At 33.7% G+C, this 21,456-nt stretch carries 17 protein-coding genes; 10 read left to right on the top strand and 7 right to left on the bottom strand.

Translation table 11 applies throughout. The features are described 5' to 3' along the window. Nucleotides 1–277 precede the first annotated feature (277 nt). Together HNS40_RS09005 and HNS40_RS09000 are read left to right on the top strand one after the other, a co-directional pair. On the top strand, nt 278–703 hold the full coding sequence (locus HNS40_RS09005) for a hypothetical protein (protein ID WP_172279892.1): 426 nt from the start codon (nt 278–280) through the stop codon (nt 701–703). 153 nt (nt 704–856) lie between these two features. After that, nucleotides 857–1,270 carry a hypothetical protein gene (locus tag HNS40_RS09000; protein ID WP_172279890.1) on the top strand — a complete coding sequence of 138 codons (414 nt, stop codon included), beginning with the start codon at nt 857–859 and terminating at the stop codon, nt 1,268–1,270. Between the two features lie 67 nt (nt 1,271–1,337). Here the strand turns inward: HNS40_RS09000 and HNS40_RS08995 are convergent, their stop codons facing one another. The 4 genes from HNS40_RS08995 to hydE form a co-directional block, all read right to left on the bottom strand. Next, nucleotides 1,338–2,501 carry an iron-containing alcohol dehydrogenase gene (locus HNS40_RS08995; protein WP_172279888.1) on the bottom strand — a complete coding sequence of 388 codons (1,164 nt, stop codon included), beginning with the start codon at nt 2,499–2,501 and terminating at the stop codon, nt 1,338–1,340. A 501-nt stretch (nt 2,502–3,002) separates the two neighbouring features. After that, entirely contained in the window at nt 3,003–4,901 is a 1,899-nt protein-coding gene (locus HNS40_RS08990; RefSeq protein ID WP_172279886.1) for a sigma-54-dependent Fis family transcriptional regulator, read from the bottom strand. Nucleotides 4,902–4,987: 86 nt separating this feature from the next. Continuing rightward, nucleotides 4,988–5,668: a 2-C-methyl-D-erythritol 4-phosphate cytidylyltransferase gene (gene ispD, locus HNS40_RS08985; RefSeq protein ID WP_172279884.1), complete on the bottom strand. Its 681-nt coding sequence runs from the start codon at nt 5,666–5,668 to the stop codon at nt 4,988–4,990. Between the two features lie 119 nt (nt 5,669–5,787). After that, nucleotides 5,788–6,876 (bottom strand): [FeFe] hydrogenase H-cluster radical SAM maturase HydE, encoded by a 1,089-nt coding sequence (hydE, locus tag HNS40_RS08980; RefSeq protein WP_172279882.1) that lies wholly within the window; start codon nt 6,874–6,876, stop codon nt 5,788–5,790. A 272-nt stretch (nt 6,877–7,148) separates the two neighbouring features. On the opposite strand from hydE, the gene HNS40_RS08975 reads away from it, so the two are divergent. After that, on the top strand, nt 7,149–7,931 hold the full coding sequence (locus HNS40_RS08975; RefSeq protein WP_172279862.1) for an aminotransferase class IV: 783 nt from the start codon (nt 7,149–7,151) through the stop codon (nt 7,929–7,931). A 63-nt stretch (nt 7,932–7,994) separates the two neighbouring features. Here HNS40_RS08975 and HNS40_RS08970 read toward each other — a convergent pair whose 3' ends face one another. Beyond that, on the bottom strand, nt 7,995–11,762 hold the full coding sequence (locus HNS40_RS08970) for a DEAD/DEAH box helicase (protein ID WP_172279860.1): 3,768 nt from the start codon (nt 11,760–11,762) through the stop codon (nt 7,995–7,997). A gap of 186 nt (nt 11,763–11,948) precedes the next feature. Between HNS40_RS08970 and HNS40_RS08965 the strand changes: the two genes are divergently transcribed. The 7 genes from HNS40_RS08965 (at nt 11,949) to HNS40_RS08935 (ending at nt 19,889) form a co-directional block, all read left to right on the top strand. Continuing rightward, entirely contained in the window at nt 11,949–12,587 is a 639-nt protein-coding gene (locus HNS40_RS08965; RefSeq protein ID WP_172279857.1) for an HAD family hydrolase, read from the top strand. Nucleotides 12,588–12,760: 173 nt separating this feature from the next. Further along, nucleotides 12,761–13,372, top strand: coding sequence for a hypothetical protein (locus HNS40_RS08960; RefSeq protein WP_172279855.1), 612 nt, complete (start codon nt 12,761–12,763; stop codon nt 13,370–13,372). 78 nt (nt 13,373–13,450) lie between these two features. Beyond that, nucleotides 13,451–14,008 (top strand): PepSY-associated TM helix domain-containing protein, encoded by a 558-nt coding sequence (locus HNS40_RS08955; RefSeq protein ID WP_172279853.1) that lies wholly within the window; start codon nt 13,451–13,453, stop codon nt 14,006–14,008. Nucleotides 14,009–14,100: 92 nt separating this feature from the next. Further along, nucleotides 14,101–14,712 carry a DUF1684 domain-containing protein gene (locus HNS40_RS08950; protein WP_172279851.1) on the top strand — a complete coding sequence of 204 codons (612 nt, stop codon included), beginning with the start codon at nt 14,101–14,103 and terminating at the stop codon, nt 14,710–14,712. 13 nt (nt 14,713–14,725) lie between these two features. Further along, nucleotides 14,726–16,153, top strand: coding sequence for a TlpA family protein disulfide reductase (locus tag HNS40_RS08945; RefSeq protein WP_172279849.1), 1,428 nt, complete (start codon nt 14,726–14,728; stop codon nt 16,151–16,153). A gap of 21 nt (nt 16,154–16,174) precedes the next feature. Next, complete coding sequence (locus tag HNS40_RS08940; RefSeq protein WP_172279847.1) at nt 16,175–16,714, top strand: peroxiredoxin; 540 nt, start codon at nt 16,175–16,177, stop codon at nt 16,712–16,714. A 376-nt stretch (nt 16,715–17,090) separates the two neighbouring features. Further along, nucleotides 17,091–19,889: a T9SS-dependent choice-of-anchor J family protein gene (locus tag HNS40_RS08935; RefSeq protein ID WP_172279845.1), complete on the top strand. Its 2,799-nt coding sequence runs from the start codon at nt 17,091–17,093 to the stop codon at nt 19,887–19,889. Between the two features lie 94 nt (nt 19,890–19,983). Here HNS40_RS08935 and HNS40_RS08930 read toward each other — a convergent pair whose 3' ends face one another. Both HNS40_RS08930 and HNS40_RS08925 read right to left on the bottom strand, forming a co-directional pair. Beyond that, nucleotides 19,984–20,697: a pseudouridine synthase gene (locus tag HNS40_RS08930; RefSeq protein WP_216663712.1), complete on the bottom strand. Its 714-nt coding sequence runs from the start codon at nt 20,695–20,697 to the stop codon at nt 19,984–19,986. A 93-nt stretch (nt 20,698–20,790) separates the two neighbouring features. Continuing rightward, the gene (locus HNS40_RS08925; protein ID WP_172279843.1) at nt 20,791–21,417 is read right to left on the bottom strand and encodes a class I SAM-dependent methyltransferase; all 627 of its coding nucleotides are present in this window, start codon (nt 21,415–21,417) and stop codon (nt 20,791–20,793) included. Nucleotides 21,418–21,456 lie beyond the last annotated feature (39 nt).

Genomic DNA, 21,456 nt, shown 5'->3' with positions numbered 1-21,456 from the left:
GTGAAGATGTAAATAGAAATATGTTTTTGTCTAGTTCTTGGATTAGTCAATTGTCGGAATATCATAATGAGTTTGATTATATATTCACTGATGAGGATTACGAAGAGGCTTTGGAGAAAGAGTAAAAATGCAGCCTACTTGGAGTCTAATATTATTAAATTCTCCTATGGCTTAACAAGTTTAAGAACAAAACTCAAAGCCCATAAGCCTTCAAATATGACTGATAAACATATTGATGTTTATTTGAATTTTTTCTTTAATCTATAAATCTTTTGCCATGAAAAAATATTTATCATTATTTATAATTATTATTGTATTAATTATCAGCTCATGTCAAGACCCACACTATACTGCTAAATACTTCATAAGAAATAATTCAAATCAGAAGATAACCATACAAAAGTTTTACAGTGAAGTTGAGCATCTAGAACCAATTGTCCTAGATGTTGGTGAGTTTAAAATGGATTCACATGGAAATAGAGGCGGTGGTAATGATATTGTTCCAAATTTTAGAGCAGATTCCTTGCATGTGGTTTTTAATGATACGGTATCCATAACGCATTTTTATATAGTAACTGGTGAAGATGTAAATAGAAATATGTTTTTGTCTAGTTCTTGGATTAGTCAATTGTCGGAATATCATAATGAGTTTGATTATATATTCACTGATGAGGATTACGAAGAGGCTTTGGAGAAAGAGTAAAAATGCAGCCTACTTGGAGTCTAATATTATTAAATTCTCCTATGGCTTAACAAGTTTAAGAACAAAACTCAAAGCCCATAAGCCTTCAAATATGACTGATAAACATATTGATGTTTATTTGAATTTTTTCTTTAATTTATAAATCTGTTAAATATGAAAAATATAATTGCATTAATTATTATAGTAATATTAGTTGCTTCATGTCAGGATCCTAGTTATAGCGGAGACTACTTTATAAGAAATAATTCAAGCCATTCAATTGATATTTATTTGTATAACAAAGGAAAATTAAGAGAGCCTATTATTCTAGATGTAGGTGGCTATAACAAGGAGCATCGCTCAGATAGATCTGGTGTGGTTCCCCCTCCAGTTTTTTATGCTGATTCATTACAAGTTGTTTTTAACGACACTGTTTCTATAACACATTTTAGGGTGGCGAATCAAGATATTTCAAGAAACATGTTTTATTCAGAATCGTGGTCTGGTGGTCAGTTAAATGATTATGATTACCAATATGATTATATATTCACTGATGTCGATTACGAAGAGGCATTGGAGAAAGAGTAATAAAAAAATAGGAGGCTGTAATTTACACAGCCTCCATTTCAAATACTCTAATTCAATGGCAATTAAATTAAAATTTCACTTCTCCATAAAAGGCTGATGAATATAATTTCATGAAGTCTTCTTTGGTGGTTTCTTTTGGATTACATCCAGTGCAGGCATCTAAAACTGCATTCTCAGAAATTCTTTCTAAGTTATCGGTAAAGTCTTTTTCTTCCACACCAAACTCTTTTAAAGTTTTAGGTATTTCCAATTGCTCGTTCATTTTCTGAATTTGAAGGATATATTCATCCACTAATTCTTTATCTGTATTTCCTTTTAATCCAATGAATCTTGCAATTTCAGCATATTTAGCTTCAACTGATGTTCTGTTGTATTCTAATACATAAGGAAGATAAATAGCATTGGCACAGCCATGAGGAACATGGAAAATAGCACCAGATTTATGAGCCATACTGTGGCAAATTCCCAATAGAGCATTGGAGAAAGCCATTCCTGCTAAACATTGTGCGGTATGCATTTTATCTCTGGCTTCTTCTTTTCCATTATAGGAATCCATCAAGTTATCAAAAATCATTTTAATAGATTTTAGAGCCAAAGGATCTGAAAAGTCAGAGGCATTAGAAGCTACATAAGCTTCAGTGGCATGAGTTAAAGCATCAATTCCAGTAAAAGCTGTTAATTGCTTTGGCATATGATAGGCAATTTCAGGGCAAAGGATAGCGATATCTGGAGTGATTTCGAAATCAGCTAAAGGATATTTAATTCCTTCTGAATAATCTGTGATAACTGAGAAAGCAGTTACTTCTGTTGCAGTTCCACTGGTAGTTGGGATGGCAATGAACTTGGCTTTATTTCTAAGTTCAGGAATATTGAAAGGCTTGGCAATTTCTTTGAAATCGGCTTCTGGATGTTCATAGAAAACCCACATGGCTTTTGCGGCATCAATAGGAGAGCCCCCTCCAATAGAAACAATCCAATCAGGCTGGAATTCTTGCATCATTTTGGCACCTTTCATCACTGTTTCCACTGATGGATCGCACTCCACTCCCTCGATCAACTGAGTTTCTATTCCGGCTTCTGCTAGATAGTCTTCAAGTTTCTGTAAATATCCGAATCTCTTGATAGAGGCTCCTCCAATTACGATGCTTGCTTTTTTTCCTTTAATTGTTTTTAGTACTTCTAGAGATCCTTTTCCGTAGTAAATATCTCTTGGTAAGGTGAACCTATTCATATAGCTTGTTTTTTAAATGTTTTCAAGCTTCCTTTTTCAAGACTCGTGCCACGAAATATAAGTGATAGATATTCAGAGTGATATGGGGATTGTTTGATATTGTAGAAAATTTAGATGTACTGAATAATTACAATTGCAACTCGAAATACTGTCATAATATAGAACGGTGTCATATAATAGAACAGTGAGGTGTGAGGATATTATGACTTTTTTCTTACTCCATACTATCTGATACATGTTTCATTTTACAAAAGATTCTTCACTTCATTGCATTGTGTTCAGAAATACAGTGTGTATACTATTTTAGGATGGAAGAAGGGCTTTGCTTTTTTCAATGACAAAAGCAAAGCCCTTCTTCCTATTTCGTTGACAATAAATTGGTCATTCCGATGCGAAGCGAGGAATCTATAATAATTATTAGGATGCTATTGTTCTTATATCTAAAAATGAATTTATAATCCGCGTTAATCAGTGCAATCCGCGGATGAAATAGCTATCAAACTAATCCTGAGAAATCTGATACTTCTTCATCTTCATATACAAAGTATTTCGTCCAATATTTAAAGCTTTAGCTACTTGTGTCATATTACCATCCAATTGATTGATGGCCGCTTTAATACTATCTTTTTCTACTTCTTGAAGCGTTTTTATTCTTGTAGAATGGGGGATTGAAGGAGTAAGTGGACCTGAGGTATTGTTTTCTATTCGTTTCTCGATACCCACTTGGCCATTTAGAATAACAGCCTTTTCCACAAAATTCTCCAATTCTCGAATATTTCCAGGCCATTGATAATTCAGCATTTCCTCATAAGTGCTGTCTGGAATTTGGGGTAAACTTTTGGCCAGTTTTTGCGCTTTTAACTGCAAGAAATAGCGCGTAAGAGGAATAATATCATCTCTTCTATCTTTCAGTGAAGGAATATTTATTTCTATCACATTGAGTCGATAAAATAAGTCTAGTCTAAAGTTCCCCTTATCAATTTCTACTTTCAAATCCTTATTGGTGGCAGCGATAATTCGCGTATTGATATCGATAGGTTGATTACCGCCCACTTTTACGATATAGCCTTCTTGTATGGTCCTGAGTAGTTTAACTTGCATGTCCATAGGCATTTCGCCAATTTCATCTAGAAAGATGGTTCCTCCATTTGCCAACTCAAACTTGCCTTGCTTTCCACCTTTTTTTGCGCCAGTAAAAGCACCATCCTCATAACCATAGAGTTCGCTTTCTATTAATTCGGAGGGGATGGCTCCGCAATTGATGGCCACAAAATTTGATTCTCTTCTCTCGCTTGCTTGATGTATGCTTTGTGCAAAGACTTCTTTTCCAGTACCACTTTCCCCAGTGATTAAAATGGTAGAAGGATTATTAGAAACTACTTTTGCGTATTCTACAATTTCCTTCATCTTCTGACTTTTGCAGATGATATCATCGAAACTATATTTAGCTTTTAATCCACTCACTTTATTTGCTAATTGGATAAAGCGATTGATGGCATGAAAGGTGACTAAGAATCCGGGTCTATCATGAGCTTCCGACTTCATTTTATAACAATTGAAGAAGAAGCGGTCTTGAATGTCTGGCAAATTAAATTGTTCTTCTTGATCAAAATATTGCTTCCCTTGGAGGAGGCTATGTTTGATCACATTCCATTTTTTTAATAATTCAATAAAGGGTTTGTGAATAATTAAACTTCTTTTGATATTGATAATCCTACAAGCAGTATCATTTGCCCAAAGGATATTATCCTCTTCATCTATGGCAAACACACCAAAAGAAAGGTGGTTCATTAATGCAAAAGCATAGTTTTGAGAATTCACTAATTGTTTCTGGATATCTATATTTTTCAAATGATGCTCTATAGCTTGAACCGCAGAAATAACCAAACCCAAAGTATGTGGATGCACATGAACTTTATCAGCAGTAAGGTTCAGTGTTCCAATAATCTCTCCTTTGCAATTATGTATGGGAGCGGCTGAACAAGTCCATTTATGGTAGGCAGAAACAAAATGCTCTTTGGCTGTAATCTGAACCGCCATATCTTCACTTATGGCTGTTCCCATAGCATTGGTTCCTATGCTTTTCTCATCCATATAGGCGCCTTGTATCATATTGATTTCATGGGCGGCTTTTACGGTTTCTTCTTCTCCTTTGATGTAAAGAATACAGCCTTCATGATCAGTCAAGACAATGATAAATCCAGATTGGGCTAGAATCTTATAAATATTCTCGATAAAAGGCATGGAAAGCTGTAAGAGACTATTTGAATTTTCTAGAATCCTCTGCAGTTGATGATGAGGTAATATCTTTTTAGAATAGACTCTTTCCTTTTCTACTCCAAATGCCTTACTTCGTTGATGAGAGCGAGAAATAATATCTTTTTGATGGTTGGGATTCATTGTTCATGTGGTTAATAGGAGTACAAATATATCGATTTAATAAAAGTGATAGGGGAGGCTAAGTTATCAAATTTTTAAAGGAAGGTTTAGTGAAGTAGTAAACGAGCCAGCTCCAAGTCTTCAGGATAAGTGATTTTGAAGTTCATTCTATTTCCTTCCACCCAAGAGCAAGTCCCTGTTTGGTATTTCAACACTAAATTAAAATCATCGGTAATGGTTTCAATATCATCGGAAAGAGCGGCTTCATGTGTTTTTTTAATGGTATTTAGCTGAAAGGATTGTGGCGTTTGAGCTTGTCTGTAAAGGGCTCTGTCTACATTTCCTATGATCTGATTGTCTTGGAGTTGGATGAGCGTGTCGCTAATTGGACTCAATAGATTCAGAGCATCAAATTGTTCTAATGATTCTAGGCATTGGCTAATGATTTTGTGAGTAATGAAAGGTCTGGCAGCATCGTGAATAAGTACTTTGGATTGGTCTTCCTCTACTGTGTTAACTGCTATTCTACTACTCTCAAACCTACTCGTTCCACCTTGTTTTACTGCACTTACTTTTTGATATTTTTTATTTTTAACAAGCTCCTCCGTTATTTTTAAATAATCTTTTGGAACCACCAATATAATCTTGTCAATTTGAGGGTGTTCAGAGAATTTAAGGATGGAATATTCAATTAAATATTTCTGATTGATTTCAAGAAATGCTTTAGGGGTTTCTTCTTGCATTCTATTCCCAGAACCACCGGCTAAAATTAAAGCGTAATTTTTCATCCTGTTGAGTTTTTTCTTCTGTCTTCTAACTTCTAACTTCCGTCCATATTTTTTATAATGACGAATGTTATTTGAATTAAAACCTATGTATTTCTAATGCTCTATTCTTTTATACCCAATTATTCTCCTTTTGTTCTTTTTGCAAAATGCAAGCTATCGCCCCATTCATTATAACCAATATCGCCACCAGCCACATGAATTCTGGCTTCTAAGCAGTTCTGACATTCATCGGCCTCCTCATCAATACAAGGTTTGTCTTGATAGAGAAGATAATCTTCACGGTATTTCACTGGAGTGAGATTGGGCATAATCACATTTGAACCAATGAATAAAGCTTTTTCACGCCCTTGTGGGTCAATGGCTTGCATGGCGGTAGTGGCTGCAATATTAATGTCTTTCATCATAATACGAAGCAAAGCTACCATATTTAAGGAGAGGTCGAAACGTTGCTGCAAAGTCATTAATTCATTGCGATGAGGGTATAGTGGGGTTTCTTTATGCTCTATAAATGGACCCATTCCAGCCATATCGATATCCAGTTCTTTAAAGAAAAGCAAATCATTGGCTAGGTCTTCTAGGGTTTGAAAGGGGAGTCCGATCATTACTCCCGTTCCTACTTGATATCCTACTTGTCTGAGTCTTTTCAATGCCGCTATTCTTTCATCAAAATCATGGAGGCTATCATTGGGGTGTAATTTGGAATAGTGTTCTCTATTACTGGTTTCTATACGAAGTAAATATCTTCTGGCTCCAGCGGCTTTCCATCTTTTATAAGTTTCTAGGCTTTGCTCACCACAAGAAAGAGTAATTCCCAATTCATTATTGGACATTTTCATAATTTCCTGAAGTAGGTATTCAATCTTGGCAATAAATGCTTTATCGCTTCTCTCCCCCGACTGTATCACCAAAGAAGCAAATTTATTATCGTGGGCAAATTTGGCGGCTTCTAATACTTCGGCATCCTCCAATTGATATCGGGAGGGATGAGAATTTGAAGCACGAACACCACAATAATAACAGTCTTTTTTACATTTATTGGAATATTCTATCAACCCTCTGAAATAGACTTTATTCCCGACAGTCTCATTTTTAATTTCAGCAGACTTCTTTCTTAAAAGACTTCTTTCTTCGCCTTTTAAGCCCAATAAATATACCAGGTCTTCCTTAGTGAAAGTGCTCTGATTCAGTATGTTTTCTAGTGTTTTCAATGGCTGTTATTTAGCGAACAAAGATACATTTTTTTATTTCTGGAGGCCTCTGTGAATGTTAAAGAACTGTCAAATGTTCTCTAGTTTTTTCGGATTCTATTTTAGACAAAAAAATATTTGAATGATATGATGGTTTTTCGGGTTGGATTGTTCTGATAAAAATTGAAATTGATACTTTTAGTTCCTAGACTTTTTAGATCCCATCTTAATTATTGAGTAAAACGATCTTATTTTAAAGCTTATATTTGCTATTCCCAAAAATATCAGGTGTTATGAGAAATATAGGAGTTTTAATTGGTGAAATAACTAGTCTATCAGCTCAAGAAATAGAATCTATATTTCCTACTAAATATGCCTATGAAGTCATCAGGCTGATCAACTCAAAAGCCATATTTCTCCATCATCATATCCAACGATTGGTGAAAAGCTGTTATGCTTTAAATTACCCTCCTCTAAATACGTCATTATTGGAGCGTGAGATAGAACTACTAATAAAAGAAAATGCTTTAGGGGACATCAATATAAAAATCATCATTCAAGAAGATAAAAGGGCTGTATTTCCCATAGAGAGTCATTATCCATCCAAGGAAGATTATAATAGAGGAGTCTGTTGTAGTTTATTATTCGAAGAAAGAGAAAATCCCAGCTTAAAAGTAAATCAGGCCAGTCTAAGAAAAAAAGCCAACGAGCAGATAAAGTTGGAGGAGGTTTTTGAGTCCATATTAGTCAACAAGAAAAACCAAATCACCGAGGGTAGTCGCTCCAATCTCTTTTTCATTAAGGATCATAAACTATACACCGCTCCAGACCATTTGGTTTTGGGAGGAATCACCAGATTGAAGGTATTAGAGATTTGTGAAAAACATGCAATCCCTATTGTTTTCGATTCCATAGATTATAGAGAATTATCAAAATATCAAGCCGCATTTATTTGCGGGACCTCCCCAGGAGTTCTTCCCATTCGTTCCATTGGTAATGTTCAGTTTGATGAGAAAGATGAATTACTTGGTAGAGTTCACTCTTTGTTTCATGAGGTTTTAGTTAATAATCAATAGTTAAAAGTTAACAGTGAGCAGTTCAGTCACAAACCACAAACCACAAACCACAAACAATGTAGCCTAAGAAAACAATTCCTGAATATCTTTAGTATCTAAAGTCTTCATGATGTTTTCATCAGTTTGTATAATATCGCCAGCTATTTTCTTCTTTTTATTCTGTAGGTTGATGATTTTTTCTTCCACAGTGTTTTTACAAATCATACGATAAGCGAATACTTTTTTGTCTTGGCCAATACGGTAACAACGGTCGATGGCTTGATTTTCGACAGCGGGATTCCACCAAGGATCTATAATGTATACGTAATCTGCTGCAGTAAGATTAAGTCCTGTTCCTCCTGCTTTTAAACTGATGAGGAATACCCTTAAATCGTTATTGTCTTGAAAATTATTCACCGAATTTTCCCTTTGCTTTACACTGCTTTTCCCATCGAGATATTCATAATCGATATTAATTTTATCCAATTCATCTTTTATAAGAGCCAGCATTTTTACAAATTGCGAGAATATTAAAATCTTGTGATCCCCCGTTTTGTTGGTGATATGACGGATGATTTCTTTGATTTTTATGGATTGGGTTTCTATTATATCGTTAGAATTAAGTAGAGAAGGAGAGTCACATATTTGGCGCAGGCGAGTTAAGGCTTCTAAAACCATCATTTTCGATTTATTGATGCCTTCATCTTCAATTTTATGGAGTAATTGGTTTTTAAACTCATTTCGGTAAGCATCATAGACTTTTCTCTGTCCGGCTTCCATTTCACAATAGATTATATCTTCAGTTTTATCCGGTAGTTCTTGCGCCACTTTCTCTTTTGTTCTTCTGAGTATAAATGGATGAGTTATTCTGTGTAATTCTCCAGCAATCAGTTCGTTTGCTTCTTTATCAATAGGATTGGAATAATTATCTTTAAAATTTGCAGGACTTCCAAAGAATCCTTTGTTTACAAAATTCATCTGAGCAAATAAATCGAAGGTACCATTTTCTATAGGTGTTCCGGTGAGTGCTATCCTATTTCGGGCATTGATCAGATTGGCTGCTTTATATCTTCTGGAAGCAGGGTTTTTGATGGCTTGTGATTCATCTAGCACTACATAGTTGAACTTAAATTGGCTCAGGCTTTCAATGTCGCGTAATAGAATTCCATAAGTGGTGAAAACAAGGTCGAAATCTTTGAAATGAGCTGTGTCTTTGTTTCTGTTTGTTCCATAGTAATAGGTAGCTTCTAATTGGGGGGCGAACTTTTGTATTTCGTTTTCCCAATTGAAGAGTAGGGTGGTGGGGACTATGATTAAACTCGTAGACTTTTTCTTATTGCTTTGATATTGCAGAAAAGTTAATATTTGTAAGGTCTTTCCTAATCCCATATCATCCGCTAAAATTCCTCCCCATTGCATCTCATCAAGGAAGTTTAACCAGTTTAAACCTTCTTTTTGATAATGGCGCAAATCAGCCGTAATCTCTTTTGGAATATCTGTTTTTGAAATTTCAGTGAAGCTTTGTAAACGTCTTCTTTTCTCAGCTATTTCAAGTATGACCTTTTCATCATCAATATTTTCAAAAAGCTCGTCAACCACCGAAAAGTGAAGCTTGGAGATTTCTAGCTTATCCTTCTTCACAATACCATTCCTAAAATACTTCTCTAACTTATGAAACCATTCGGAAGGTAATACTCCAACAGAACCATCAGATAATTGTATAAACCGCTGCTTATTGATCACTGCCTTCTTAATATCGCTTAAGCTGGCTTGCTTATCACCAAATCGAATATTGATATTTACATCAAACCAATCTTGACCTGAAGAAACGGAGGTGCTGATTTTTCCTTTGTATGGAGAGTATTTAAAGTTTTTCAAATCTTTGAGACCATAAACTTCGATATTGTTATTTTGAAGATGATCGAAAAATTTATAAAACCACATGTTTTCAGTAAAATCGCTGTGATGAAGATAAAACAGCTTGCGGTTTTTTTGTAACTCAAATTTGGGATGTAACTGAGCCAATACTTCAATAAAATCATCCTCAAGTTCGAAATTCCTTTTGTATTCTGTAATGGTGTTTCCGTTTTTTGAGAGAATATGGCCTGTAGTATTTAAAGAGGTTGAAAAATCATTGTCATAAACCACATAAAGCGTAAATAGAATGTGTTCGTTTTTTTCGGATAGAAATAATTGCCTTCTATGAAAATCTAATTCTACAGATTCTTTTATATATGTTTGATCACTGTAATGAATTTCGAAGTTCTTAGAAATCGGTTCTATTACCTTTTTAAAGAATTGCTCTTGATGATCGGTAACCATCTTTAAATTTTCTGGAAACTGAGAAATATATTGGGCGGCCTTATAATTCTTTACAAAATGAAGATGCCCATTAATTTGGTGAATACAATTGTCTAAAACATTTTCTTCACTTTTTGTTCTATCAAATACCACATTCCCAATTTTATATTTCATTTTCAAAAGCAGAAACGATTGCTCTTTCTCTACTTCAAATTTAATGTCCAGTGGCTCTTGTGAAAGGTTAATATCTATTAAGTGTTTTTTCTTTACCTCAAAAGATGGAGTATCGGAACCATATACAAAGGTTTGACCAATTAATAAGTTATAAGTCTCTTTTAGTAATAGAAACTTTGTTTCTTCATTATTTGTATTTTCATATTGATTTAAAATACCTAGTATCTTTTCTGCTTTCGCATCTTTTTTTATCAGATTGGTTTCGCTCAGCTCGGGAAGATATTCTTTAATATGTGTTGATAAAATGGTTCCTTGCTTATTGGTTTTCCCAATGATAGGTACAATTTCAAATCCTTTGTGAAAATCCTGCGATTCATCAGATTTATCCATGTAGTTATAATAGGAATCCCATTTTTCTTTGATAACAAAACCAATTCTCCTCTCTTCGCTATTTGTATTTAGGTGATTTATGAATTCAATGTCATTGTTTATTTTATCAATTAAACTTAGGTGTTGATTCGTAAGCGTATCAATAATTGGAATAATACCACTCAATACCTTTTTTTCGTGGCAAGTTATTCCATGCGTTTTGTCAAAAATATAATAGAAATAATCTTCAAATTTGATATTTTCAAACAAACCATAGGAGTTTAAGGTTTCCTTCTCTTTTTCTAAAAGTTTTCCACTGAAGACATACTCTAAAATATCGGGACTATTTGATTTCGCAATGGAATACAAACATTGAGCTTCCTCTATAGATAAATGTTTGTTGTATGTTTTTTTAGTACTTGAAATAAAAACTTTTCCTTCAGATAAATAAAAAGTGATAATTGGTTTGTTGTTGGGCGCTATAAAAACAATAGAATTATGGTCTGTTTTTAAAGAAGAATAGATGTTATTGTAGTGATAATAAATTAATTGCTCGTATAGTGCAGTGGGTAAATTATCTTTTATAAATTGAGCAGTAATAGTGTTATAGTCAGTGATTTCATAATCTTCTCGAATTCCAACTTGATTTGAAGAAGCTATTATGGAATGTGAAAAGCTATTTTTTGATTCAAGAAGAGTTGGTTGATTTCCAATATTGTCGGACACAAAATAGAGGGCTGCAATACTGTGTTTGCATAAATTGCCCCAATCGAATGGACAGGTACATGAAGTTTCTATATTTAGATTATCCACTCCTAAAATGATAATTCGATATTTCATGGTACCATGAACAGAGAAGCTCCATCCATCAGTTCTTTCGGAATAGTCCTCAAAATCTACTTTGCCGGAACGATACATCTGCTTTCCTCGTTTTACAACTACTGAAGTGGCATGAGAATTTACATATTTATCAATATAATCTTTAGTATTTCCTAATCTAATATTCATTCTTCACATTTAATAATTCCAACCGGTAAAAGTATTTGTTTTTTCTCTCTTCTATGATATTAAAATATTTTTTTACTATCGCAACAATATGTTTTTTTATAGAGGGTCATTGATTCAGCCGAAGTTTTATTCAATAATAATAGAGTAATCATTCTTCATTCTAGGATCTCTTCTTATCTTGCAGACATGAAATTCAATCGATATAATACCGTCATATGGGACTGGAATGGAACATTGCTCAACGATGTGGATATGTGTATTAAGTGTATGAATCAACTTCTTAGATCCCGAAACATTCCTTTACTGACTAAAAAAAGATACCAAGAAGTCTTCACTTTTCCTGTTCAAGATTATTATGAAAAAATAGGTATAAACTTTAGTAAAGATCCTTTCAATATTATTGGCCATGATTTTATGGATTTGTATTTTGAAGAGCTACCCGATTGTGAACTTCATGTGGATGCAATTCCTGCTTTAATGCATTTTCAACGTCAAGGAAAGCGGCAATATATTTTATCAGCTATGGAGCATCAGGCATTGGTCAAAGCCATGAAAGACTATAAAATCGGTCACTTTTTCGAAGCCGTTTATGGTATTGATAATCACCTGGCTGCTGGAAAAATTGATAGGGGTATTCAAATGATGCGGGAATACCAGATTTCAACGAAGGAGACAATCATGTTTGGAGATACACTACATGATAAAGAAGTGGCGGATAAATTAAATTTGGATATTGTGCTAATAGCCAATGGACATCAAGATTTTAATCGTTTAAAGAAGTCAAAAATGGAAGTTTATACTGACTTAAACTCTATTTTAGTTTAATGATTCCAAAAGTATTTTTATTTATAATAAATAACATGTGTAACACATAGATAGTAAGGGTGTTATGGGCTTCGTTAAAGAGATGTTAATTATTCTTTTTGGAAGTATTCATATTGATTCTAAAATGGATAATATGTAACTATGCATTTGAATTTAAATCAAAAAAACAATCAATGAAAAAATTATTATTTAGTTTAGTTGTGATGGCTCTAATTGGGGTATCTTGTGATTGCCCAGCACCAGCTAATGAAGGAGAACAAGCTGAAAAAACAGCTGAGATGGCACCAAAAGCTTTAGATATTAACAACTTTGATGCAACTGCTGAAGGTTTAGGCGACCAAATTGTAGAAGTTACAGGAACTGTAGTCCATACTTGTAAACACGGTGGAACTAAAATGTTTATCACTGGTGATGATCCAGATTTTAGATTAAAAGTAACCGCAACAGACGAAAGCGGAAATTTCAACTTAGAAATGGAAGGTAGCGATTATGTAGTTGTTGGTATTCTTGAAGAATACAAAGTTGACATGGCTGAACTTGACAAATTAGAAGCTGATGTTTTAGCTGAAAATCCTGCTCAAGAAGAAATGAAGCATAAAGGTGGACACGAAGGTGAAGGAGATGCTCATGCAGATCATGAAGGCGATAGCCACCAAGAGGTAGAAGGTAGTTGTGCTACTGAATTAGCTCAAATTGCTGACCTAAGAGCACAAGTTAAAGATTCTGAAAAAGGGTATTTATCTTTCTACTCTATTCTTGCTAAGTCTTATAAAGAAGCAAAATAGTAAAATTAACAAGGAATAAATAAGCTTGTCGACATTCATATTTTATGAGGTGAAGGCAAGCTTTTTAAATTTATATATATGAAATTTAATTGGAGAAAATGGAATAGATTTATCCATCGTGATTTTGGATTTTTCTTTTTTGGTATGACCATTATTTATGCATTAAGTGGTATTGCCATTAACCATATAAAGGATTGGAATCCCAATTACCAAATTGAAAATTCTTATTACGAAATCAGTAATCCGGAAGTGTACAATGATGTGAATGATGAACAAGTTTATCAGTTATTAGATTTGGTTGATCAGGATGCAAAGTTTAAGAAGTATTATTATATGCGTCCTGGATTGCTGAAAATATTTATTAAAAATGGTTCAGTATTATTAAATACTGAAACAGGAGATGCTAGCGTTGAAACACTAAAAAGAAGGCCTATTTTCTTTTATATGAATTATTTACACTATAATCCAGGAAGTTGGTGGAAATGGTTCTCCGATATTTTTGCTGGAGCACTTATTATTCTTGCTATTTCAGGAATAATCATGAATAAAGGAAAGAAAGGAATAAAAGGAAGAGGAGGTGTTTATTTGGCCTTGGGAATCATTATTCCGCTCGTTTTTCTATTCTTCTTTAGATAGAGTAAAAAAGCCGTTTGAACTCAAACGGCTTTTTTATTTGTTTAACAAAAAATGAGCATTTCTATTTTCAATAGATTTCTTACTTTTACCTCATGAAAAATCTCATTTTTAGTATGCTTGTATTAATCTCTTCTATTTCTTGTCAGCCTAACCGACAAGCTTATAAAGATGAGATTATTAAAGATCGCCTTTCAAAGGATAGTACTTTTAGAGTCATTGATAAAAGCCCTTTAAGTAGTGATCAGATTGACCATTTTATTGGTCTTGAATATTTTGAAATAGATGAAAAATACATGGTGGAAGCTCATCTAGAATATGAAGATACTGGAGCGATTATTAAGCTAAAAACATCCACTGATAGATTACCAGATTATAAAGTATTTGGGAATGTAGTATTTGAGCTTGATGGGAAAAAGTTTCGATTAAAAGCATATCAAAATATTAATCATCAAAAAGATAGCTTGTATAAAGATTTTCTATTCTTGCCATTTACTGATGATAATTCTACGGTATTAACTTATGGAGGAGGCCGCTATATCGATTTTAAAATCCCTGAAACCAAGACTTTTATTGTCGATTTTAATAAGGCTTATAATCCTTATTGTGCTTATAATCACCGATGGAGTTGTGTAATTCCTCCCCGCGAGAATTCATTACCAATTGCTATAAATGCAGGGGAGAAAAAATATCCTGATGTACACTAAAATGACGAATAGTATGAAACACATAAGTTTATTAATTGCATTGATAAGTATCTCTTTTTTGGGTTTATCCCAAGTCAATTACAAATATAAATTTGAAGTAAAACTTAAAGAAAAAGCTGATTCTGTTCTCTATCTTGCCAATTATTATGGCGATAAAACCTATTTGGCCGATACTGCCTATGTAAAAGGCAAAGGAAGTTTTGTTTTTCAGAAAGATGAAAAACTTGATGGTGGACTATATATTGTGGTCGATCAGTCTAAGAAAAGCATTTTAGAGTTCTTAGTTTCTGATAGTAGAGACCTAAAGTTGGAGAGCAATGGACCAGACTATATCGCAAATATGGAAGTGACCAACAGTGCTGAAAATGTATTGTTTTATGACTACTTGAAATACTCGTCTCAACTATACGAAAAATTACAACCATTAAATGCTCGTCTAAGAGCATTGGAAAAAGGTTCTGATTCCACTCAGATAATTCGTGACCAAATTCAGGTGATTAACACCGAAATGAATGATTATAAAGAGAACCTGATAAAGGATCATCCTCAAACTTTTTTGGCTAAGTTTTTTGGTTTGATTAAAGAAGCTTCTTTTCCTGACACTTTATTAACATTACCCGATGGAAGTAAAGATTCTTCTTATCCTTTCCGTTATTATAAAGCTCATTATTGGGATGCAGTTGATTTAGGTGATGATAGATTAATCAGAACACCAGTCTTTCATAAAAAATTAGATACTTATTTTGATAAAGTGGTAAGTAAAGATGCAGATAGTATTATTTATGAAATCGATCATCTTTTGTCTCAAATGAACGAAACAGGCGATTTGTATAAGTTTACACTTTGGCACTTAACAGTAAAGTTTGACGAGAGTCAAATAATGGGGCATGATGCTATTTTAGTTTATCTTTCCGATAATTACTTTTCTAAAGGCAAAGCACCTTGGTTGCACGAAGATGTGATTAAAAACATTGTTGAAGAATCCGATAAAAGGAGAGTGGTTTTAATTGGTAATTTGGCAAAGAATATGATAATGCAAGATACCAATCTACAACCCCAGAGTCTTTTCGATATTAAAAATGAGTATACCATTATTTATTTCTGGGATCCACAATGTGGGCATTGTAAAAAGGAATCTCCAAAATTGGTAGAATTCTATAATGAATACGCTGAGAAATTGGATGTTGAAGTATATACTGTTTGCGCAGATTCAAATTTAGCAGATATGAAAAAGTATATACGTGAGAAGAAGATGAATTTTATTAATGTGAATGGACCTAGATCCTATACCACAGATTATCATGAACTCTATAATATTTTTACAACGCCAGTTATTGTGGTTTTAGATAAAAACAAGAAGATTATTGCAAAACGATTGGTTAGTGAACAATTACCCGAATTTATCGAAAATCATAAGAAAATGCGAGAAGAAAAAGATTAGAGGATTCTAAACCAGAAAGTAATGACTAGATCAACACAAACCATCCTTCTAATTATTGTATCCCTTTTTGTTTTCAGTTCACAAGCACAAAAAGTTTACGAGCATCAATACATAGTAAAGGTAGGGGATATGGCTCCCAATTTTGAAACTACACTAAGTGATGGGACTACATTTAAATTATCTGAAAATAGAGATAAAGTAATCATGCTGCAATTCACAGCCAGTTGGTGTAGTGTTTGTCGTAAGGAAATGCCATTTATAGAGAAAGACATTTGGCAAAAATTAAAAAATGATGATTTTATGGTCATAGGGATGGATTTTAAAGAAAGTCCAGAAACAGTAAACAAATTCGGTAAGGATATGAAAATTACTTATCCTTTAGGATATGATGAGGATGGTTCCATATTTCATCAATATGCCCAAGAAGGAGCAGGAGTTACCAGAAACATCATCATCAATAAAAAGGGCGAAATTATAGCTTTAACACGTCTTTTTAAGCTCGATGAGTTTAATGAGATGAAAGAATTGATATTTCAGGAACTTAAGAAAAATGGTAATTAGGTTTAACCAAAATCATATCGGATTTTAACCAATAACCTTCATACATCAATTAATAAGTTATTAGTTTTCTAGGATAATGATATAAGTATCTAGTTCAAGTACTAATGAGCAAATCAAGTCTTTTTCTACGGTAAATATTAGAAAAAACAATCTGTTTTGGTAATTAAAATTATAAAATCAGCAGGTTGTTTATATCTCTTGTTTTTTCCAAAAATAGGACAAAGTCCTTCAGGTAGCCATTCTATCAAAATATTCCAAAAACCGCACAATGTCCATAATATGGAGTTGTGAGTCTAAGCGTCTAATATATAAACAGTTCGGATGGAGAGTTGCATTAAGATGTAAATTTATGCGTTGAATGTAAAACAAACTATCTATGATTAAGCGAATATTTGATTTATTAGTTTTCATACTTTTTTTCACCTCCTTAAATGCACAAAATGTTATTGGACAGAAAATAGACAATGATAAAACTCAGTCTGAATCTTCAGATATATCGATGCAAAATGATTCAGCCAATAAGCAGACAAAGCAAAAAAACAGTTATATTCTACCTTTTTTAGAATATTTCGACAATGGAACTTTCCCGCCAACCGACTGGATCACATATAGAGGTATTAATGGGGCAGGTATAAATTATGATTGGGATATTAATAAGAATGGTGGTTATGACAAAAATGGAGCCATGGTATATTGGGAAAATATAGGTGGAACAATACTTGAAGATTGGCTAGTAAGTCCATTAATTACCCTTGGGTCGATTTCAACCTTATCTTTCTTTGAAAAGCAAGATTATACTACTGAATATGGAAGTGATTATAGTATAAGGATTTCCACCAATTCTCAAAGCTTGCATTCTGATTTTAACATCATTGCTAGTTATGGAGAATCTTCATTTTCAACTGCATATTCATTAAGAGAAATAGACTTAAGTGCATTTGATGGACAAAGTGTTTATATTGCTTTTGTTATGACTAATGATGATGGCGATTCTTGGTATATTGATAATGTATCAATTGACGAATCCAATACAATAGGAGGAGGGAAGTTGTTGATTTCAGAAGTGGCTTACCCAGTAAATGAGGCGGAAGGTAGGTTTGTTGAGCTTTATAATGCAGGTGATGAAACCATTGATTTAACAAGCTATTATTTAGGATTCTATAGAAATACACAAAGAATTAACCTTGTGGGGTCCATCGAACCAGGCGAAAAGTTTATTTATGCACCTAATGCCATTGATTTCTATAGAACTTATGGCTTTACTGCCAATCAATCAGATGGTGGAATTGATCCTTCATGGTTAAATGGCACTGATGCCATTATACTGCTTTACAAAAGGAATAAAGCAGCTTATACTAGGCTGGATACCTATGGAGTAATAAAAGCTGATGGTACAGGGAAGGAATGGGAATATATTAATAAACATGCAGTTAGGAAAGCGAATATTATAGAAGACCAGAATTCAATGATTTTAGACGAATGGATTATTAGTACGGCCTACGCCACAAATTATTATGATGTTACTCCTGGTATTCATAATGAATACTATTATTGGAATGGCCAAAATGATACCGACTGGGATAATTATCAAAATTGGACCGTCTCTAGTAAAGGAACTTCATTTGTTCCAGATGCTGGTGCCAATGTAGTCGTTCCTTCAGGAAGTGCGAACTCACCCAGCTGGGCTCTTTACCGCTTCCCATACTTTTTCAACACCCTAACTATTCAACCTGGTGCTAATTTCACTGTTGCATCTGACAATATTTTAAAAGTCACGAATGATGTTACTGTTGCTAGTGGAGCGACTCTTAGTATTGAATCGGACGCGGCTGGAGCGGCAACTTTTATTCCTGAAGGAACAGTAATTGGAGATGCAAAGGTTGAGAGATATATGGCTACGATTAGTGGAATCCCAGATAATGGAATATGGCATTTGTTTTCTCCTGCTGTTTCTGATTTTCAATCAGGAGATTTAATGAATCAATACTTAAAATATTGGGATGAACCAGTTGGTAATTGGGCATACATTAGTACTACCGACGAAATTCTATCAGCTGGTAAAGGCTATGCTCTTATGTTATTAGATAATTTTGGTCACACTGTCAATGTAACTGGAAAGCTGAATACGGGTGATGTCACTATTCAAAATTTAGATTTTACAAGTGGAGCTGGATGGGAAGGTTATAATTTAGTTGGAAATCCGTATACCGCATCAATGGATTGGGGAGTGATTCAAGATAATTTACCATTAGGAATAGATAAAGCCATACATTATTGGGATGTTGAGAATGGTCAGTATATCTTTTATAATAATGGAGTTGGAACAGCATCTAGGTTTATCCCAGCCGGACAAGCTTTCTTTATTCACGTAAACGAGCCCAATTTAGATATCACATTTACGCCAGATTCAAGGGTTGCTGATAGCTCACATTTGTATTATAAATCAAATAAAGGGAAGATTTATGATGAATATCAACCAGAAGTTAAGGAGCAACTAAACCAATTAGTAGTTGAAACTTCAACAAGTTATGGGGTGACGGATAAAGTGTTTTTGAAGTTTCATGAAAAAGCAACATCAGATTATGATGGACATTATGATGCTATAAAATTCACCTCTAATAATGATAAGATTGCAGATGCATGGCTCTCTTTTCAGAACAATGATTATAGCATCAATACTTTACCTGTCAATATGATCGAAGGAAGGTATGACATGTCTATCAGGTTTGGAAAACAAGAAAGCTACTCGCTAACATTTCATGGTATAGACTCTTTTGAGGAAGACCAGCCAATTAATTTATACGACAAAACAACAAGTTCTTATTATGATTTAAGGAAATATACCAAACTTAACTTCTATAATACTGACAACGTAATTGAAAACAGATTCGAAATTGTGTTTGCCGAGGGTGTTGGCATAGAAGAAAAATTAGCAGATAATACCTGGCTGATATTTGCAAGTAAAGGAGCATTAACTATAAAAAACACACTTGAACTTTCTGAAAACAACACCTTTTCATATTCTATATATACTGTTGAAGGTAAGTTGATAGCATCTTATGATTATGAAAAAGAAGTGATTAATAAATATCATAATGTGACTTCCGGAATTTATGTAATAAAACTCATTACAGAGCATCAGCAAATCACAAAAAAAGTGTGGCTATCCAAATAGGAATTTCTTTCAATTGGCTAGCGATTTAGTCTTCTATAAATCAGATTTTTGTTTTCTTGTTTTTGATTTTATTTCTGAATTTCAAATTCTTAGCTCATAGATTTGATAAATCTCTGAAAGTATCATTTTTTAATCCAAGGAATTGAGTGGTCCTTAAGAACTCTTCTGAAGGTTGAGCAATAATATTGGTTTTCTTATTAGTGATAGGGTGAAAAAATGTAATCGAACGCGCATGCAGCATCATGCTCATCATATTCCACTTTTCTTTGAATAGTTTATTCTGCTTATTGCAACCATGTGGTCTGTCGCCTATGATGGGATGATGAATATGAGCCAAATGTTTTCTAATCTGATGCATTCTACCACTTAAAGGCTCCACATTTAAAAGCGAATAACGAGATGTTGGATGCCTCGAAAATGGAATTTCAAGTTCGCTACGATCCACAGTTTTATATTTGGTGATGGCTTCTTGTAATTTGCCATTTTCTTTTTTCAGAGGATAATCTATTAATTCTTCATCTGGTGTAAAACCTCTAACGATGGCCAAATATCTTTTATCCACTTTGCCTTCAGAAAATTGTTGTTGCATAAGGCTGTCGGTATTTTCATCCAAGGAGAATAATAAAATACCACTTGTTTTACGGTCGATGCGATGAGCGGGAAATACTTTTCTGCCTAATTGGTTACGCAATATTTGTAAGGCAAATTCAGTGGCGTCATTTGCAATCTTGGTACGGTGAACCAGCAGACCATTGGGTTTATTGATAGCCACTAGGTAATCGTCTTGGTATAATATTTCTAATTTCAAAAGCAGTAAATTTATTTATTTATTCCAACGCTTAAGTACTAGTTGTTAACTTTGAACTTCCAGCTCTTTACTCCTAACTTTGTACTCTAATCTTCATTCTCTCAGCTTCCTTAGCACAATAAGCCTATCAGTCAGAACATCGATTTCTAGCTTCCATTCCTCTGCAATATATTCTATAGTTTCCTTTCTATAAATAAAAACATGGGTATCGTCGTTTCTGTAATTCCATCCCCCAAAGTCAATATTTTCAATATACAACATGGTCATAATTAGTAGTATTCCATTCTTATTCAATAAAGAAAAAAGTCTATCAATTTCTAATTTGGGCTGATGAAAATGTTCAAATACCTCACAACTCAAAATATAGTCGTATTGATGAATCAATGGCTTAGGATTGGGCGCGAAAAATGGATCATATTGCTCAATATCAAATCCTAGCTTCTTCAGCATACTTGAAATCACGGGGCCAGTACCACTTCCGAAATCTAATCCCTTATGATTTGGTGAGCAATTCTTCGTTACATAATTAGTTATGGGTAAGGTGAAGTTCTGATATCCAATATCATTTACATCATTATTATGAGTTTCGTATCTTGCTTTTTCTTCGTCGGAAGATAAGTAATACTTTTTGTCTTTTACCAAGGCTTTACAAGTATCACAATGATAATAATATGCATCTTTTTTGTTTATTAGTTCAGAACTGCAAAGTGTACAAATCATTTTTTGGTTTTGATATTGTTTTTGACAAATTCTATTCTG

It is taken from the genome of Lentimicrobium sp. S6 (genome assembly GCF_013166635.1).
In the GTDB taxonomy this organism is placed as follows: Bacteria; Bacteroidota; Bacteroidia; order Bacteroidales; family UBA12170; genus UBA12170.
The sequence above is the reverse complement of the archived record's forward strand: the minus strand, read 5'-3'. Positions and strand labels throughout refer to the sequence as shown.

What these genes read in the sequence shown, in the direction of transcription:
- HNS40_RS09005 (WP_172279892.1), top strand. Translation starts at nt 278, where the DNA reads ATGAAAAAATATTTATCATTATTTATAATTATTATTGTATTAATTATC.
- HNS40_RS08960 (WP_172279855.1), top strand. Translation starts at nt 12,761, where the DNA reads ATGAAAAAATTATTATTTAGTTTAGTTGTGATGGCTCTAATTGGGGTA.
- HNS40_RS08995 (WP_172279888.1), bottom strand. Translation starts at nt 2,501, where the DNA reads ATGAATAGGTTCACCTTACCAAGAGATATTTACTACGGAAAAGGATCT.
- HNS40_RS08955 (WP_172279853.1), top strand. Translation starts at nt 13,451, where the DNA reads ATGAAATTTAATTGGAGAAAATGGAATAGATTTATCCATCGTGATTTT.
- HNS40_RS08970 (WP_172279860.1), bottom strand. Translation starts at nt 11,762, where the DNA reads ATGAATATTAGATTAGGAAATACTAAAGATTATATTGATAAATATGTA.
- HNS40_RS08925 (WP_172279843.1), bottom strand. Translation starts at nt 21,417, where the DNA reads ATGATTTGTACACTTTGCAGTTCTGAACTAATAAACAAAAAAGATGCA.
- HNS40_RS08950 (WP_172279851.1), top strand. Translation starts at nt 14,101, where the DNA reads ATGAAAAATCTCATTTTTAGTATGCTTGTATTAATCTCTTCTATTTCT.
- HNS40_RS08940 (WP_172279847.1), top strand. Translation starts at nt 16,175, where the DNA reads ATGACTAGATCAACACAAACCATCCTTCTAATTATTGTATCCCTTTTT.
- HNS40_RS08975 (WP_172279862.1), top strand. Translation starts at nt 7,149, where the DNA reads ATGAGAAATATAGGAGTTTTAATTGGTGAAATAACTAGTCTATCAGCT.
- ispD (WP_172279884.1), bottom strand. Translation starts at nt 5,668, where the DNA reads ATGAAAAATTACGCTTTAATTTTAGCCGGTGGTTCTGGGAATAGAATG.
- HNS40_RS08990 (WP_172279886.1), bottom strand. Translation starts at nt 4,901, where the DNA reads ATGAATCCCAACCATCAAAAAGATATTATTTCTCGCTCTCATCAACGA.
- HNS40_RS08965 (WP_172279857.1), top strand. Translation starts at nt 11,949, where the DNA reads ATGAAATTCAATCGATATAATACCGTCATATGGGACTGGAATGGAACA.
- HNS40_RS08935 (WP_172279845.1), top strand. Translation starts at nt 17,091, where the DNA reads ATGATTAAGCGAATATTTGATTTATTAGTTTTCATACTTTTTTTCACC.
- HNS40_RS08945 (WP_172279849.1), top strand. Translation starts at nt 14,726, where the DNA reads ATGAAACACATAAGTTTATTAATTGCATTGATAAGTATCTCTTTTTTG.
- HNS40_RS09000 (WP_172279890.1), top strand. Translation starts at nt 857, where the DNA reads ATGAAAAATATAATTGCATTAATTATTATAGTAATATTAGTTGCTTCA.